This is a genomic window from Haemophilus sp. HN_Hi10, from assembly GCF_049821985.1.
GTDB classification, from domain to species: Bacteria; Pseudomonadota; Gammaproteobacteria; order Enterobacterales; family Pasteurellaceae; genus Haemophilus; species Haemophilus influenzae_D.
Genome location: NZ_CP187495.1, coordinates 201,588 through 218,811 on the forward strand (window position 1 = coordinate 201,588; position 17,224 = coordinate 218,811).

At 39.2% G+C, this 17,224-nt stretch carries 16 protein-coding genes and 1 pseudogene; 10 read left to right on the top strand and 7 right to left on the bottom strand.

All coding sequences use genetic code 11. The annotated features are described in order from the left end of the window. The first annotated feature begins 98 nt into the window (after positions 1-98). Positions 99-890, top strand: coding sequence for a triose-phosphate isomerase (gene tpiA / locus ACPT8Q_RS01050; protein ID WP_050948758.1), 792 nt, complete (start codon positions 99-101; stop codon positions 888-890). A gap of 84 nt (positions 891-974) precedes the next feature. On the opposite strand, the gene glpE is transcribed toward tpiA, so the two are convergent. From glpE to ilvY, 3 genes are read right to left on the bottom strand one after another with little or no spacing between them, the layout of a single operon-like run. After that, complete coding sequence (gene glpE, locus ACPT8Q_RS01055) at positions 975-1,292, bottom strand: thiosulfate sulfurtransferase GlpE (protein ID WP_050846532.1); 318 nt, start codon at positions 1,290-1,292, stop codon at positions 975-977. Then, positions 1,293-2,171, bottom strand: coding sequence for an EamA family transporter RarD (gene rarD, locus ACPT8Q_RS01060; protein WP_050948759.1), 879 nt, complete (start codon positions 2,169-2,171; stop codon positions 1,293-1,295). It lies immediately after the preceding gene. Between the two features lie 31 nt (positions 2,172-2,202). Beyond that, positions 2,203-3,081: an HTH-type transcriptional activator IlvY gene (gene ilvY / locus ACPT8Q_RS01065; RefSeq protein WP_050948760.1), complete on the bottom strand. Its 879-nt coding sequence runs from the start codon at positions 3,079-3,081 to the stop codon at positions 2,203-2,205. Positions 3,082-3,205: 124 nt separating this feature from the next. On the opposite strand from ilvY, the gene ACPT8Q_RS01070 reads away from it, so the two are divergent. Next, complete coding sequence (locus ACPT8Q_RS01070; protein WP_021034659.1) at positions 3,206-3,370, top strand: hypothetical protein; 165 nt, start codon at positions 3,206-3,208, stop codon at positions 3,368-3,370. Continuing rightward, positions 3,346-4,824 (top strand): ketol-acid reductoisomerase, encoded by a 1,479-nt coding sequence (gene ilvC, locus ACPT8Q_RS01075; protein WP_050948761.1) that lies wholly within the window; start codon positions 3,346-3,348, stop codon positions 4,822-4,824. Before ACPT8Q_RS01070 ends, ilvC begins: the two co-directional genes overlap by 25 nt. A 110-nt stretch (positions 4,825-4,934) precedes the next feature. Here ilvC and glpC read toward each other — a convergent pair whose 3' ends face one another. From glpC to glpA, 3 genes are read right to left on the bottom strand one after another with little or no spacing between them, the layout of a single operon-like run. Next, positions 4,935-6,215: an anaerobic glycerol-3-phosphate dehydrogenase subunit GlpC gene (gene glpC, locus ACPT8Q_RS01080; RefSeq protein WP_021034657.1), complete on the bottom strand. Its 1,281-nt coding sequence runs from the start codon at positions 6,213-6,215 to the stop codon at positions 4,935-4,937. A gap of 11 nt (positions 6,216-6,226) precedes the next feature. Next, positions 6,227-7,525: a glycerol-3-phosphate dehydrogenase subunit GlpB gene (gene glpB, locus ACPT8Q_RS01085; RefSeq protein ID WP_050948762.1), complete on the bottom strand. Its 1,299-nt coding sequence runs from the start codon at positions 7,523-7,525 to the stop codon at positions 6,227-6,229. Continuing rightward, positions 7,515-9,206, bottom strand: a complete 1,692-nt coding sequence (glpA, locus tag ACPT8Q_RS01090) for an anaerobic glycerol-3-phosphate dehydrogenase subunit A (protein ID WP_005667659.1) — start codon at positions 9,204-9,206, stop codon at positions 7,515-7,517. Before glpA ends, glpB begins: the two co-directional genes overlap by 11 nt. A gap of 292 nt (positions 9,207-9,498) precedes the next feature. Between glpA and glpT the strand changes: the two genes are divergently transcribed. From glpT to glpK, 4 genes are all read left to right on the top strand, one after another. Next, positions 9,499-10,941, top strand: a complete 1,443-nt coding sequence (gene glpT / locus ACPT8Q_RS01095) for a glycerol-3-phosphate transporter (RefSeq protein WP_038440425.1) — start codon at positions 9,499-9,501, stop codon at positions 10,939-10,941. Positions 10,942-11,044: 103 nt separating this feature from the next. After that, positions 11,045-12,139, top strand: a complete 1,095-nt coding sequence (gene glpQ, locus ACPT8Q_RS01100; RefSeq protein WP_038440423.1) for a glycerophosphodiester phosphodiesterase — start codon at positions 11,045-11,047, stop codon at positions 12,137-12,139. A 228-nt stretch (positions 12,140-12,367) separates the two neighbouring features. Further along, on the top strand, positions 12,368-13,162 hold the full coding sequence (locus ACPT8Q_RS01105) for an MIP/aquaporin family protein (protein WP_038440421.1): 795 nt from the start codon (positions 12,368-12,370) through the stop codon (positions 13,160-13,162). A 20-nt stretch (positions 13,163-13,182) separates the two neighbouring features. Further along, on the top strand, positions 13,183-14,694 hold the full coding sequence (gene glpK, locus ACPT8Q_RS01110) for a glycerol kinase GlpK (RefSeq protein WP_050948763.1): 1,512 nt from the start codon (positions 13,183-13,185) through the stop codon (positions 14,692-14,694). An 83-nt stretch (positions 14,695-14,777) separates the two neighbouring features. Here glpK and gpt read toward each other — a convergent pair whose 3' ends face one another. Then, a complete protein-coding gene (gene gpt, locus ACPT8Q_RS01115; protein ID WP_005632242.1) occupies positions 14,778-15,245 on the bottom strand; it encodes a xanthine phosphoribosyltransferase in 468 nt (155 codons plus the stop codon). Positions 15,246-15,266: 21 nt separating this feature from the next. On the opposite strand from gpt, the pseudogene ACPT8Q_RS01120 reads away from it, so the two are divergent. The 3 genes and pseudogenes from ACPT8Q_RS01120 to ACPT8Q_RS01130 all read left to right on the top strand — a co-directional run. Beyond that, positions 15,267-15,404 (top strand): annotated as a pseudogene (locus tag ACPT8Q_RS01120) (glycerophosphodiester phosphodiesterase family protein); the annotation flags it as partial. A gap of 125 nt (positions 15,405-15,529) precedes the next feature. After that, positions 15,530-16,354 carry a lipoprotein e(P4) gene (gene hel / locus ACPT8Q_RS01125; protein ID WP_011272171.1) on the top strand — a complete coding sequence of 275 codons (825 nt, stop codon included), beginning with the start codon at positions 15,530-15,532 and terminating at the stop codon, positions 16,352-16,354. A 177-nt stretch (positions 16,355-16,531) separates the two neighbouring features. Beyond that, the gene (locus ACPT8Q_RS01130) at positions 16,532-17,215 is read left to right on the top strand and encodes an rRNA large subunit pseudouridine synthase E (RefSeq protein WP_048942484.1); all 684 of its coding nucleotides are present in this window, start codon (positions 16,532-16,534) and stop codon (positions 17,213-17,215) included. Positions 17,216-17,224 lie beyond the last annotated feature (9 nt).

Genomic DNA, 17,224 nt, shown 5'->3' on the forward strand with positions numbered 1-17,224 from the left:
TATGAGAATTTTTTTAATTTTATGATCTTCTGCAAAGAATCGTGGTGAAATTTTGGTATAGTAAGCAAGTTAATTTTATCAACTATGGAGAAACAAAAATGGTACGTCGTCCTTTAGTTATGGGTAACTGGAAATTAAACGGTTCCAAAGCGTTCACCAAAGAATTAATCGAGGGATTAAAAGCAGAATTACATGATGTAACAGGTTGTGATGTAGCAATTGCCCCCCCCGTTATGTATTTAGGTACGGCTGAAGCAGCACTTTCTGGTTGTGGTTGCAGCTGTGGCGGTAAAAGTGTGGTTCAATTAGGCGCACAAAACGTTGATGTGAACGTAAAAGGTGCATTTACTGGCGATATTTCAACTGAAATGTTAAAAGATTTCGGGGCAAAATATATCATTATTGGACACTCTGAACGCCGCACTTATCATAAAGAAAGCGACGAATTTATCGCGAAAAAATTTGCCGCACTTAAAAAAGCAGGTTTAGTGCCAGTATTATGTATCGGTGAATCGGAAGCAGAAAATGAAGCAGGCAAAACAGAAGAAGTGTGTGCACGTCAAATTGATGCAGTAATCAACGCATTAGGTGTAGAAGCATTCAATGGTGCAGTGATCGCATACGAACCAATCTGGGCGATCGGTACTGGTAAATCAGCGACCCCAGCACAGGCGCAAGCCGTTCACGCATTTATCCGTGGTCACATCGCTGCCAAATCTCAAGCCGTGGCAGAGCAAGTGATTATCCAATACGGTGGTTCTGTAAATGATGCAAATGCCGCTGAATTATTTACTCAGCCAGACATCGACGGTGCATTAGTGGGTGGCGCATCATTAAAAGCTCCTGCATTTGCAGTAATTGTAAAAGCAGCGGCAGCAGCAAAAAACTAATTTTCAGTTAATTAGAATAACAACAAAAGTGCGGTAAATTTTTACCGCACTTTTTTATATCTTATATGTTTTTGATGAAATGGGTTAGTAAGCGGTATCAATCGGCAATTCTGCTCTGCACCATCCATCAAATCCGCCAATCATACTAAATACATTTTCATAGCCTTGTTCCACGAGAAAAGTCGCTACATTTCGACTACTCACGCCGTGATAACAACTCACAATAATAGGCGAGTCAAAATCGGCTAACTCTTCAAATTCCAAAAAACTTTGGTTGGTTAAATGAAAAGCACCTTTAGGATGTGAATAAGCAAAGCGCATATTATCTCGAATATCGACTAATATCGCGCCTTGTTGCATCATTTCCCAAGCTTTCTGTGGGATTATTTCTTTAAATGACATTTATAAACTTCTTTTTGCGTGTTGTTTGTACACGCCATCAATCATAACAAGAATCATCGCGATGACTAAACAAATAAAAAGTGGGTAGCTTTCGCTATCAATTTGTTCTCCGATCAAAAATGATACGCATAGCATCATAATAGTTTCAACATAACCAAGCAGACCGAGTAAACTCATAGGAAGCATATTACTGGCTATTACATAGGCAATTAACGCAGTACCGCTGATTAATCCTAGCAATACAAGCAACCCCCAAATAAACGGATTGGTTTTTTGTACTGTCGCGAAATCTGTTTGTAAAGCAAAATAAATACTGACAGGAATAAGGCTTAACATTTCTAAACAAAAGGAAGCAAGATCGGTATTTTTTAACGCTTTTCGGATAGAAAAATACGCGGTGTAACCTAAACAGATAACAATGGCTTCCCAAGAAAGACCGCCTTTTAACACAATATTAGAAATTACGCCTAATGTTGCAATGATAACTGCAATAAATTTGAATGTTGAAATGCGTTCTTTAAAAAACACGCGACCTGCTGCCACCATTACAATTGGTAAAAGTAGATAACCAAAAGATACACTTAATGAACTGCCATTATTCGGAGCCCAAAGAAAAAGCCACATTTGAAAGCCCATTAATAATCCGCAAAGTAAATATGACAATGCTAAGTGCGGTCGTTTTTGAATGCGTTTTAAACGTTCAATTAAAGCCGCTTTTTGTTTAAATAATGTGACGGACAACAGGACAAAAGGAAAAGTAAATATCATCCGATAACCGAAAATATCTGTACCACTCAAAGGTTTGAGTAACGTAGAAAAATAATACATATAGCCAAATAGAAAAGAGGCTAATAATGAAACGAGAATACCTTTAAACATAAGAAATCCTTATTTTAAACCATTATTTATTCTATTCTAACATCGCCCAAAATGCACGGACTAGGGGCTGTTCGAGATTTCTTTTTTGGGTGCAAATACCTAATTCAAAAGGCTCAATAGGCTTATCAAGATTGAGTTTGGAAATTTGGTTATTCATTGGGCTGCTGTCAATTACTGCATCAGGTAACATTGCTAATCCAAATCCTAATCCCACCATCGGCACAATTCCTTCGTGCCCCGCAACAGTGGCATAAATTTTCGGATGTTTAATTTGTTTCTCTCGTAGCCATTGTTCAATCCGCTGCCGAGCGTGTCCTTCAACAGGGAAAATAAAAGGCATTTGCTGCCAATCAATTGGTTTTTCTTGCAGTAATTGTGTCGCCAAACAAGCCACCCGTGGGGCAATTAGGGACAAACTAATATCATCTATTTTATGAAACACTACACTAGACGGCAGATTATTCGGTTTGCCCGCAAGTGCGAGATCGACTTGTTGTGCTTGAATTAACTCTAGTGCTAACGCTGGATCACCCGTAGTCAGTTGAATTTCCACTTTAGGATAACGCTGGCGAAACTGTTTAAGCACCTGTGGAAGATGGCTATAGGATGCGGTTACAGAGCAAAAAAGTTTAATTTCACCGCAAAGTTCATCGGATTCATCTTGAAGTTGTTGTTTAAATTGTTGCCAGTTTTGCCATTCTGTTTTAGCAAATTGCAAAAATTTCTCGCCATATTCAGTAAGTTTGACTTGCCGATTATCACGAATAAAAAGTGTCTTCCCTAACTCGTTTTCCAATCGTTGAATTTGACGGGAAAGTGTGGAGGGGGACATGTGGTTTTGGGTGGCGGTTTTAGCAAAGTTTTTTGTGTCACTGAGATGAATGAATATTTGTAGGTCAGTAAATTCCATAATTTCTTCTTTTATTTTATTTAATTTCGGGTTTCGCCGATGGTGACCTACTTTCTTTTACACGAGTAAAAGAAAGTAGGTCGCTCATCGAGCGAAATACGATACCAATCCACAAAAAAACAACATGATTGCACAAATCGCAACATTACATTCCCATAATATCACTTTACGCAATCATAAAAAATCCTATAATCAAACCACAACAAAAAAATATGCAAACACAACATCATACAATTATCAACCTTACACAATTAAGGACAAAAAATGGCTAACTATTTCAACACTTTAAATTTACGTCAAAAATTAGACCAATTAGGTCGTTGTCGTTTTATGGATCGCGAAGAATTTGCAGATGAAGCAAACTTCTTAAAAGGCAAAAAAATCGTTATCGTGGGCTGTGGTGCACAAGGTTTAAACCAAGGTTTGAATATGCGTGATTCTGGCTTAGATATTAGCTATGCCTTACGCCCTGAAGCAATTGCAGAAAAACGTGCGTCATTCCAACGTGCAACCGAAAATGGTTTTAAAGTGGGTACTTATGAAGAATTAATTCCAACTGCAGATTTAGTCGTAAACTTAACGCCAGACAAACAGCACTCTAAAGTAGTTGTTGATGTGATGCCTTTAATGAAAAAAGACTCTGCATTTGGTTATTCACACGGTTTCAACATTGTTGAAGTAGGCGAAGAAATTCGTAAAGACATTACTGTTGTGATGGTTGCACCAAAATGCCCGGGTACTGAAGTACGTGAAGAATACAAACGTGGTTTCGGTGTGCCAACATTAATTGCGGTTCACCCTGAAAATGACCCGAAAGGCGAAGGTATGGCGATCGCAAAAGCATGGGCTGCTGCAACTGGCGGTCATAAAGCAGGTGTTTTAGAATCTTCATTCGTGGCAGAAGTAAAATCCGACTTAATGGGTGAGCAAACTATCCTTTGCGGTATGTTACAAGCAGGTTCTATCGTATGTTATGACAAATTAGTGGCAGACGGTAAAGATCCTGCATACGCAGGTAAATTAATCCAATACGGTTGGGAAACCATTACCGAAGCGTTAAAACAAGGTGGTATCACATTAATGATGGATCGCCTATCAAACAGTGCAAAATTACGTGCATTTGAACTAGCTGAACAAATCAAAGAAAGCCTTGGTTTCTTATATTACAAACACATGGATGACATCGTCAGCGGTCACTTCTCTGCAACCATGATGGCAGACTGGGCAAATGGCGATAAAGATTTATTCGCATGGCGTGAAGCAACAGGTAAAACCGCCTTTGAAAATGCACCAAAATATGATGGCAAAATTAGCGAACAAGAATACTTTGATAACGGTGTATTAATGATTGCAATGGTTAAAGCTGGTGTAGAATTAGCCTTTGATGCGATGGTTGCAAGCGGTATTTATGAAGAATCAGCTTACTATGAATCACTTCATGAATTACCATTAATTGCGAACACCATCGCACGTAAACGCTTATACGAAATGAACGTAGTAATTTCAGATACCGCAGAATATGGTAACTATTTATTCTCTAACGTAGCAACCCCAATTCTTGCAAAAGAAATTATCCCTAACCTTCAAAAAGGTGACTTGGGCGAGCCAACTCCAGCAGCGGAAATCGATAACATTACCTTACGCGATGTAAACGATGCAATTCGTAACCACCCTGTTGAATTAATCGGTCAAGAATTACGTGGTTATATGACAGATATGAAACGTATTGCTGTTGCAGGTTAATGTTAAATTGAACTGAATTAAAAACCGACTTTATCAATATAAAGTCGGTTTTTTCATAGATAAAATTAATCATAAAAATGCACGTTAATTACAACGTGCATTTTTCTTATTTAAGCATCCATCGACATACAAAGTAAAGTTAATGGATGAATACAGGTCACGTTAGATGACATATCAATTTGCCATTTACAGGTTTGACATTCAGATATAACGTAATCAAATCCACCCTCGTTAATATTATCGAATAGATTTTTACCAATAGATTGTGAAATTTCATAGTTTTCTGATTTAAAACCGTAAGTCCCCGCAATACCACAGCATTGGCTAGGTAACATAATGATTTCTAAACCAGGAATTTTTTTCAACACTTCCAAAGTATAAGGTGCCCAGCCCGCCTTATCTACGTGACAAGCAGTGTGATAAGCCACTCGGAGTTTGAGTGGTTTCAACGGTAATGTTTTACCCTCTTTGAAAAGCTGATATAAAAATGGGGTTACCATATGGATATGCGGACGGACTTTGGCGTTATCGATACCTAAAATATGATGATATTCGTCGCGTAAATTAAGCGAGCAACTTGATGCCTCACTAATCACATCTATTCCATTTTCATCTACCATTTTTCCTATATAATCGGTATTGAATTGTGCAATATTACGAGCGCGATTAGGAAAACCGTTTACCATTAATGGTAAGCCACAGCATTTTTCTTTTTCTAATAACATTACCCCAATGTTCATTGCATTGAACACTTTAAGAAATTCTTTGCCAAGCTGTGGATTATTATAATTAACATAACAACCGTGGAAATATGCTACTTTTCGCTCAAATTTTTGTTGGTCTTGTAACGCATTTTTCATATACCAGCTACGGAATGTACCAAACGCATATTTAGGTAAAGTACGTTCTTTACTGATTTTAAGTGTTTTTTCCAACATAAATTTAGTGGCTTTCAGACCCGTAATGGTGTTCACAATGGGAGCAAGTGGAGTATTAATTTTACCCATTACATCTGTGTTACTTAAAATCGCATCACGCAATTTATTCATTAACGGTTTTTTAGACTGCGCTAAGTGATTATTACGCGCACGTACAATTAAATCGCCAATTTTCACATCAGACGGACACGCCACTTCACAACGTTTACAGTTGGTGCAATATTTAAGTGCTTCATCATAAAGTTCAGCAGATTTTAAGCGTAAACGCTCGCCATCAGGCCCTGATTGTTTTGGCCCTGGATAAAGCGGATTGTTGCGTGAAACCGGACAAACAGCAGTACAAGCCGTACATTTAATACAGCTTTCAAAACTTTCGTCGATATATTTATGGCTTTCAGGCGAATTAAGGGATTGTTTTGCACTATCAATGAGTCGTTGAATATTATTATCCATATTATTCCCCCTTATTTCGCTAAGATTTCATCTGCCACTGCCAAGGCAGTTACAACTGCGACACCCGAACCACAACCAAGCTCAAGGGCATTAAAACCACCAATCACATTACCGACGGCATATAAATTCGTTAAAAATTGACCGCACTTTTGCACTTGGCATTGAGCATTAATTGCTACGCCTGCTGATTGATAAGGTTGTGGATGTGCAAAGCGATGAACAGTCCAAGTGAAACGATCTTTCTGGTTGAAACCTTCAACACCGATAATATCGGATTCAAAAACAGGTTCATAAATTTTATCAAATTCGGAAATAAGCCCTTTACTGAAGAAACTTCCTGAAGCTAGTACGAAATTATCTGCAGTAATTTCTTCATCTTCGAGTAAACGAGTATTGATACAACGTACTTTATTTCCTTCAAATGTTGCATTCAATGCACTGTCGCCATTAATCATTAAACCACCAAGGGATTCAAATTTATGGCGTAATTGAATACGTTGGCGCATACCGAGCAATGATGGTGGCAGCGTTGGTAATTCAAATAATGCAAGTTTAGTTGCATCACGAAGTGCGGTCATAAATTCTTGGTTTTCTAAACCAAAGCAAGCAGGTAAAAATACCGCTTCTGCACCTTGCGATGATTCTATGATTTCTTTCACTAAATCTTTAAAAGCGAGTTTGTGTTCTAGAAGTTGAGAGATATTCACACTACGGAATTCTCGGGCATTTTTACGAAGCTCGTCTAATTGTGGAATATTCAAGAAACCACTTGTTACTTCACAATATTCAAATTGTGGATTTAACACCAAATTTGCCGCTAAAAGTTGAGGTTGAAAATCGTGATAACCTTCAATACCAAGCACCGCAATACGTTTATGCGGAAAAAGTTCATTGCCTTGCACAGTTGGCACGCTATTTGGCGAAAGCCACGCACCGCGTAAACTGCCTAAGCCTGTTACACGCCAATGGTTCTTTTCCGTAGAACCAATTAAATCAAGATGTAATTCATTGGCTAAACGTTCAAAATCTTGTGCTTTAGCAAGCACTTTCTCAGCACCCAATAAACTATAAGGGTGGGCAGGTAATTCATTACGAAGTGCGGTGATATTTTCTTTTAAATTTTCTACCGCGCGACTTTCCCCATATGTCGTTGATGGCATACGGCTTAATAAATCTAAAGAGCCAGATGCAAAATCAATGGCTGCTTGACCGTTGTTGATAATCACGCAACGTTTACCGCATTGTTGAAGGGCGATGCCACAGGTTAAACCCGCCAAACCACCGCCAATAATGGCTACATCAAAATTCATTGCTATCCGTCCCTTGTTGTGCTTGTTCATCAAGCGGTTTCACATCATTTAAACCTAATACGCTACCATACATCCAAGAAGTAAATTCGGCTTCGCGAATAGCTTCCCCCCAAGCAATTGGTTCAATACCACGCCAGCGTTCTTCCATAAAAGCAGAAAGTTGAGTGGTTGATTGACGTGGTGTTGCCACTTCAAAACGATTCATTAGTCCTGCAGCACGACAAGCACAGAGTTCAGCTTGACAAGTTCCCATTCCAACTCGGGAGCGACGACGTAAATCGACGAGATTATTTACATCCAGTTCATCAACAGCGTAACGAACTTCCCCCGCTGTTACCGCTTCACATTCGCAAACCATTGAACGATCTAAACGTTCTTTTTCAAGCAAACGAGTAGCCCGTGAACCGTGACGATATACGGCAGAATAACGAATAGTACTTGGTAATGAAATAACTTTTTGATTAGTTTCTTGGCGGCTTTCAGTCGAACCTGGTAGAGCCTGTTCAGCAGTAACACAACGAGCCGTTTTATTGAGTTTTTTACAAACAAGGTCAGTCGCCCATTCAGCCATTAAACGATAAGTCATTAACTTACCGCCAGTGATTGTAATAAAGCCATCTAAGCCATCACGCTCTGCGTGGTCAAGTAGTACAATACCACGGCTCACATTTCGACCTGATGGATCATCATCACTCGCAACTAATGGTCGCACCCCAGCATAAGCACGTAATACGCGAGTATGACGTAAGCTCGGTGCAAGTTTTTCTCCCTCACGGAAAAGAATATCCACTTCCTCTGGCGTTACTTCCATATTATCAATTTGATCATAAGGAATGCGGCTAGATGTTGTTCCTATAACACAAATTGTATCGCCAGGTACGAGAATATCCGCATCAGCAGGTTTACGGCAGCGGTTAATCACAAGTTTATTAATGCGATGGCCCATTACGAGCAATGCGCCTTTTGCAGGGAACATTTTAATTTTGAGATCGGCATATTCCGCAATCCCTTGTCCCCAAATACCACTAGCATTTACAACAAGCGGTGCAAAAAATTGGCGTTCTCTGCGATTTTTGTGATCGTACACATTTACGCCAATCACTTTTCCACCTTCACGAATCAAATTTTTTACTTCGCAATAAGTGAACATTTTTGCACCGTTTTCTGTCGCATCCATCATATTAGAGGCGGTTAAACGGAATGGGTCAATAGAACCATCTGGCACAACAACAGCGCCCACTAAATCAGGGTTTACTGAAGGTTCCATAATTTTAGCTAGTTCAGGATCAATGGCTTGCGCATCAATTCCAGATTTTGCACAGCTCTCAAGGAAGGTTTTTTGATAGTCGAGCGAATCTTCAGGCAAAGTGATAAATAAGCCTTCCGTTTCATCTACGCAATGACGTGCAATTTTGCGCAAAATGCGGTTTTCTTTAATACATTCTTCAGCAGATTCTTGGTCGTTCACGGCGTAACGCGCACCACTGTGTAATAATCCGTGGTTACGTCCTGTGGCGCCTGTCGCAATATCTCGACGTTCCAATAAAATACAATCAATGCCACGAAGTGCGCAATCGCGCGCAATACCTGCTCCTGTTGCGCCACCACCGATAATGATCACATCAGTGCTAAGTGACGAAAGATCTCCAACATCTTTATAGATACTAGGCGATAATCCCATTGTTTACCCCCGATTCCCAAAATGTAATAAAAAATAATATAAAAAGTGTAATCATTGTAGAGAAGTGCGGCAAAATTAACAACATTTTGAGCGTAAAAGAAAACTATTTTGTGATATTGATCACAATAATTTTCGCATTCGCTCAAGCGGTGTAAAAATTTTGTGAAACACTTCAAATTTTTGATTTTTTTTACTTTCTTATTTTTTATTTTCTTTTATGATTCACAAACCCCTTACTGTTTCAAAAGGGGAAATTTAGATGACACATAATTAAAAAGTTGGAGAAAAAATTATGTTTGGACCATTCAAACCCGCTCCGCATATTGCGGAACTTCCAGCGGAAAAAATTGATTCCACGTATAAACGCTTACGTTGGCAAGTGTTTGCAGGGATCTTCTTCGGTTATGCTGCATATTATTTTGTGCGTGCAAACTTTGACTTAGCACAACCAGGTTTAATTCAAGCTGGCTTGTACTCAAAAGCGGAACTAGGTGTTATCGGATCAGCGGCTGGTCTTGCTTACGGTTTATCAAAATTCGTTATGGCAGGTATGTCTGACCGTTCTAACCCTCGTGTATTCTTACCGTTTGGTTTATTGCTCTCTGGTTTATGTATGACCTTAATGGGTCTATTCCCATGGGCAACTTCAGGCATTGCCATTATGTGGGTAATGATCTTCTTAAATGGTTGGTTCCAAGGTATGGGTTGGCCTCCATGTGGTCGTACTATGGTGCATTGGTGGTCTAAATCTGAACGCGGTACTATCGTGTCAATTTGGAATACTGCGCACAATATCGGTGGTATGGTGCCGGGTGCGATGGTGCTATTAGCAAGTGCAATTTTCTTCAGCACTCACGGTATTGAAGCGCAGGCGAAAGATGTTTGGCAACAATCATTATACTTCCCAGGCATTGCTGCAATGATCTGTGCAATTCCTGTGTATTTCGTGATGCGTGATACGCCACAATCTTGTGGTTTACCATCAATCGAAAAATGGCGTAATGATTACCCAGATGACTATAACGAAAAAACTTATGAAAACGATTTAACTGCAAAAGAAATCTTTGTCACTTATGTATTAAAAAACAAATTGTTATGGTACATCGCACTGGCTAACGTATTTGTATATTTAATTCGCTATGGCGTATTAAAATGGTCTCCGGTTTACTTAAGTGAAGTAAAACACTTCAACATCAAAGGTACTGCATGGGCATACACAATCTATGAATTAGCAGCGGTTCCAGGTACGTTATTATGTGGTTGGGTATCAGATAAAGTATTCAAAGGTAAACGTGGTTTAACTGGTTTCATCTTCATGATCTTAACCACTGCAGCAGTTGTTGCATACTGGATGAATCCTGCGACACCAGAAGCTGAATTAGCGAACTACAGCACATGGTATCAAAACCCATACCAATTAACTGACTTCGTATTAATGACTTTAATCGGTTTCTTAATCTATGGTCCTGTAATGTTAATCGGTTTACATGCGCTTGAGTTAGCACCGAAAAAAGCAGCAGGTACTGCAGCAGGTTTCACCGGTTTATTCGGTTACTTAGGTGGTACAGTTTCTGCATCAGCAGTTATCGGTTGGGCTGCTCAACATTATGGATGGGACGGTGGTTTCTTCGTCATGATCGGCGGTGGTGTATTAGCAGTGTTATTACTCTTAATCGTAATGGTTGAAGAAGGAAAACACAAAGCGAAATTAGGCGATACTTACGGTACTAAATAATTAGCTTAAAAAAGGCGGTGGGCAAATTGCTTAGTCGCCTTTTTTGTAACTAAAATCTAAAAACCTCATAAAAATTTACCGCACTCTCAAGGAGAAAATACTTATGAAACTTAAAACTTTAGCACTTTCTTTATTAGCAACTGGCGTACTTGCAGGTTGTAGCAGCCATTCATCAAGCATGGCAAATACCCAAATGAAATCTGACAAAATCATCATTGCTCACCGTGGTGCTAGCGGTTATTTACCAGAGCATACGTTAGAATCTAAAGCACTTGCGTTTGCACAGCACGCTGATTACTTAGAGCAAGATTTAGCAATGACTAAAGATGGTCGTTTAGTGGTTATTCACGATCACTTTTTAGATGGCTTGACTGATGTTGCGAAAAAATTCCCACATCGTCACCGTAAAGATGGTCGTTACTATGTTATCGACTTTACCTTAAAAGAAATTCAAAGTTTAGAAATGACAGAAAACTTTGAAACCAAAGATGGCAAACAAGCACAAGTTTATCCTAATCGTTTCCCCCTTTGGCAATCCCATTTCCGTATTCACACCTTTGAAGATGAAATTGAATTTATTCAAGGTTTAGAAAAATCGACGGGCAAAAAAGTAGGGATTTATCCAGAAATCAAAGCACCTTGGTTCCACCATCAAAATGGTAAAGATATTGCTGCTGAAACGCTCAAAGTGTTAAAAAAATATGGCTATGATAAGAAAACCGATATGGTTTACTTACAAACTTTCGATTTTAATGAATTAAAACGTATCAAAACGGAATTACTTCCACAAATGGGAATGGATTTGAAATTAGTTCAATTAATTGCTTATACAGATTGGAAAGAAACACAAGAAAAAGACCCAAAGGGTTATTGGGTAAACTATAATTACGATTGGATGTTTAAACCTGGTGCAATGGCAGAAGTGGTTAAATATGCCGATGGTGTTGGCCCAGGTTGGTATATGTTAGTTAATAAAGAAGAATCCAAACCTGATAATATTGTGTACACTCCGTTGGTAAAAGAACTTGCACAATATAATGTGGAAGTGCATCCTTACACCGTGCGTAAAGATGCACTACCTGCGTTTTTCACAGACGTAAATCAAATGTATGATGCCTTATTGAATAAATCAGGGGCAACAGGTGTATTTACTGATTTCCCAGATACTGGCGTGGAATTCTTAAAAGGAATAAAATAATTTCTATTATAACCGTAGGTAAACATACCCACGGTTAACTAGGTTTCTATATCGTAGAAACTAAAAATCTACTCTAACAGAGTAACATCATAATCAATCTAGGTGTTCTAACCTAGAATTCAAATAAGGAGGCTATTTCAAAACACTCCGTATTCTTTTTTAATAAATTCTTCCCCTTTACTTAGGGAAAACACTCTTCATTTCAACCGCACTTCTAAGGAGTGATCTATGGATAAATCATTAAAAGCGAACTGTATTGGCGAGTTTTTAGGTACAGCCTTATTGATTTTCTTTGGTGTGGGCTGCGTTGCAGCACTAAAAGTAGCAGGCGCTAGTTTTGGCTTGTGGGAAATCAGCATTATGTGGGGGATGGGCGTTGCACTTGCAGTATATGCAACAGCGGGTTTATCTGGCGCACATTTAAACCCTGCAGTAACCATTGCCCTTTGGAAATTTGCTTGCTTTGATGGCAAAAAAGTAATTCCTTACATCATTTCACAAATACTCGGCGCATTCTTTGCTGCCGCATTAGTTTATGCCTTATACCGCAATGTTTTTATCGATTATGAAACAGCCCACAATATTGTTCGTGGTACACAAGAAAGTTTAAGCCTTGCGGGTACATTCTCCACTTATCCTCATCCAAGTTTAAGCATTGGTGGCGCCTTTGCTGTGGAATTCGTGATTACTGCAATTCTTATGGCATTAATTATGGCATTAACTGACGATGGAAACGGAGTACCTCGTGGTCCACTTGCCCCATTATTAATCGGTATCTTGATAGCCGTTATTGGTGGTGCTATGGGACCACTAACTGGTTTTGCCATGAATCCAGCACGTGACTTCGGACCAAAATTCTTTGCTTATCTCGCTGGCTGGGGCGAACTCGCTTTAACTGGCGGACGCGAAGTCCCTTATTTTATCGTTCCAATGGTTGCACCTGTTTTAGGCGCATTAGCTGGTGCATGGTTATACAAAAAAGCAATTGGCGGCAATTTACCTTGTAATTGCGGCTGCGAATAATTATTTGAAGGAGTAATACTATGACAGACAAAAAATACATCATTGCATTAGACCAAGGCACAACAAGCTCTCGCGCAGTATTATTAGATCATAATGCGAATGTGGTTGAAATTGCACAACGTGAATTTACCCAAATCTACCCTCGAGCTGGTTGGGTAGAACATAACCCAATGGAAATTTGGGCAACTCAAAGCTCAACCTTAAACGAAGTCGTTGCAAAATCGGGCATTACATCTGATGAAATCGCTGCTATCGGTATCACCAACCAACGTGAAACCACCATTGTATGGGAAAAATCAACGGGTACACCTGTTTACAACGCTATCGTTTGGCAATGCCGCCGTACTGCAGAAATTACCGATAAATTAAAAGCCGATGGCCATGAAGAATATATTCGTAATACCACAGGCTTAGTGGTTGACCCTTACTTCTCTGGTACAAAAGTAAAATGGATTTTGGATAACGTTGAAGGAGCACGAGAAAAAGCTGAACGAGGCGAATTATTATTTGGTACCGTTGATACTTGGCTTGTATGGAAATTGACTCAAGGCCGAGTGCACGTAACCGATTATACCAACGCATCTCGTACCATGTTATTTAACATCCATACTAAACAATGGGATGACAAGATGCTTGAAATCTTGAATATTCCTCGTTCAATGTTACCTGAAGTACGTAATTCTTCTGAAATTTACGGCCAAACCAATATCGGTGGTAAAGGTGGTGTGCGTATTCCTGTTGCAGGGATTGCTGGTGACCAACAAGCCGCTCTTTACGGACATCTTTGCGTACATGCAGGCCAAGCCAAAAACACTTACGGCACAGGTTGCTTTATGTTACTCCACACGGGTAACAAAGCTATTACATCCAAAAATGGACTACTCACAACCATTGCTTGTAATGCAAAAGGCGAACCAGAATATGCCTTAGAAGGTTCAGTATTTATCGCAGGTGCATCAATCCAATGGCTCCGTGATGAACTCAAAATTGTTCACGATAGTTTTGACTCTGAATACTTTGCACAAAAAGTGACTGATAGTAATGGCGTATATGTTGTTCCAGCTTTCACAGGCTTAGGTGCACCATATTGGGATCCATATGCGCGCGGTGCGATTTTTGGTCTTTCTCGCGGTGCAAACTGTAATCATATTGTTCGAGCAACCTTACAATCTATTGCTTACCAAACCCGTGATGTCTTAGAGGCTATGCAATCAGATTCGGGTGAACGATTACAATATCTCCGTGTAGATGGTGGTGCGACAAACAATAACTTCTTAATGCAATTCCAAGCTGACATTTTAGATGTAAATGTAGAGCGCCCAGTTGTGAAAGAAGTGACCGCTCTAGGTGCAGCTTATCTTGCTGGTTTAGCAACAGGCTTCTGGAAAGATTTAGACGAGCTTCGCGATAAAGCCCGTGTAGAACGCACTTTCAGCCCAGACAGCGACAATGAAAAACGTGAACGTCGCTACAAAGGCTGGAAAAAAGCAGTTAAACGCTCATTAGAATGGGCAAAAGAAGATGAAGAATAATTTATAAATTAATTCTCATACAAAAAGAGCGGTCAAAACTTCTTTTATTTTGACCGCTCTTTTATTCTGTATCTGTATAAAAATTATTTTCTAGAGAGAGGTGGAACAAAGGTTAAACCTAAATCCCAAGGTTGCTCAATCCAAGTATTTTGTGGAATATCAATTACGTAATCATCCACTAATTCCGCACCTGCAGGTTTTGCAAATACAGTGACAAATTTTGCATTAGGGTACATTTGACGAATCGCACGCGCAGTATTACCCGTATCAACTAAATCATCTACCACGATAAATCCTTCGCCACCATTTGGCACTTGGGCTGCATGAAGAACTTGTAGTTCTCCCTGGTTGTTATGATCGTGATAACTTGCGATACAAACGGTTTCAATATGACGAAGACCCAATTCACGAGCCAATACAGCCGCTGGAAATAAACCACCGCGACTCACCGCAATAATACCTTTCCATTGAGAAGCTGGAAGTAAACGTTCTGATAATTTTCGGGCATGCATTTGAAACATATCCCAAGTTACCACATATTTTTCGCTCATAATTGCACCTTAGTTTAAATTTTGCGTAAAGATGCACTACCCGCGTTTTTCACAGACGTAAATCAAATGTATGATGCCTTATTGAATAAATCAGGGGTAACAGGTGTATTTACTGATTTCCCAGATACTTGCGTGGAATTCTTAAAAGGAATAAAATAATTTCTATTATAACCGTAGGTAAGTTTACTTACGGTTATTAATGCCGTCTATGATGAAATTATCTTTTCAATTGAAAAGTGTTTTTCAGAAAGACTTACTATATCCTTAATGAATAGGAACATAATATGAAAACAACGTTAAAAATGACCGCACTTACGGCTCTTTCTGCTCTTGTCTTAGCTGGCTGTGGTGCACACCAAATGAAATCAGAAGAACAAGCAAATATGCAATTACAACAACAAGCTGTTCTTGGCTTAAACTGGATGCAAGATTCTGGCGAATATAAAGCATTAGCTTATCAAGCGTACAATGCGGCAAAAGTTGCATTTGATCACGCAAAAGTGGCAAAAGGTAAGAAAAAAGCGGTTGTGGCTGATTTAGATGAAACTATGTTAGACAACAGCCCTTATGCTGGCTGGCAAGTTCAAAATAACAAACCATTCGATGGTAAAGATTGGACTCGTTGGGTAGACGCACGTCAATCTCGTGCCGTTCCGGGTGCGGTAGAATTTAATAATTATGTAAACAGCCACAAAGGTAAAGTGTTCTACGTAACAAACCGCAAAGACAGCTCTGAAAAAGCAGGCACTATTGATGATATGAAACGCTTAGGTTTCAATGGCGTGGAAGAATCTGCATTTTATTTGAAAAAAGACAAATCAGCTAAAGCGGCTCGTTTTGCAGAAATTGAAAAACAAGGCTATGAAATCGTACTTTATGTAGGCGATAACTTAGATGACTTCGGTAATACCGTATATGGCAAATTAAACGCTGACCGCCGTGCATTCGTTGATCAAAACCAAGGCAAATTTGGTAAAACTTTCATCATGTTACCTAACGCAAACTACGGTGGCTGGGAAGGCGGTTTAGCTGAAGGGTATTTCAAAAAAGATACACAAGGCCAAATCAAAGCTCGTTTAGATGCAGTACAAGCTTGGGATGGTAAATAATTTTCCATTAAAAAGATCGATTTAAATATTGATTCTAAAAATTTAGTTTGGGGGCTAAGCTCAGTTTTTACTGGCTTAGCCTTTTTAGTTTTTCAGGTTCACTCAAGTAATCATCATTACTACAGGCTGAAGTTTTGTTATGATGTTACAAATCTTTCAAAATAGAAATCTAATTCAATGAAGAAAAATTTTTCGGCAGGAAAATTGCCGTCTAAAGGAAAAAGTGCGGTTAATTTTCACCGCACTTTTAAGCCAAAATCAAAACCTAAAACGCTGTCATTGGATGAAACCAAAGCTGTGTTATTCAATAAACCTTTTGATGTACTCACGCAATTTACCGACGAACAAGGGCGCGCCACTTTAAAAGATTTTATCTCAATTCCAAATGTTTATGCTGCAGGTCGATTAGATAGAGACAGTGAAGGGTTACTGATTTTAACCAATAATGGCGAATTACAACATCGTTTGGCAGATCCAAAATTTAAAACAGAAAAAACCTATTGGGTGCAAGTGGAAGGTATCCCTGAAGAAACCGATTTAGCACAACTCAGAAAGGGTGTAGAACTCAAAGATGGTATGACTAAACAGGCTCAAGTGCGGTTAATTTCAGAGCCAGATTTATGGGAACGCAATCCACCTATCCGAGAACGGAAAAATATTCCCACAAGCTGGTTAGAAATTAAGATTAGTGAAGGGCGCAACCGCCAAGTGCGGAGAATGACTGCGCATATTGGTTTCCCCACTTTACGATTAGTGAGAGTAAGTCAGGGCTCATTATCTATTGATGGATTAGCAAACGGTTCATTTAGATTATTATCATTGGATGAAATAAAAGCATTATTTCAGACCGTCAAATTATAAAAATAGGGC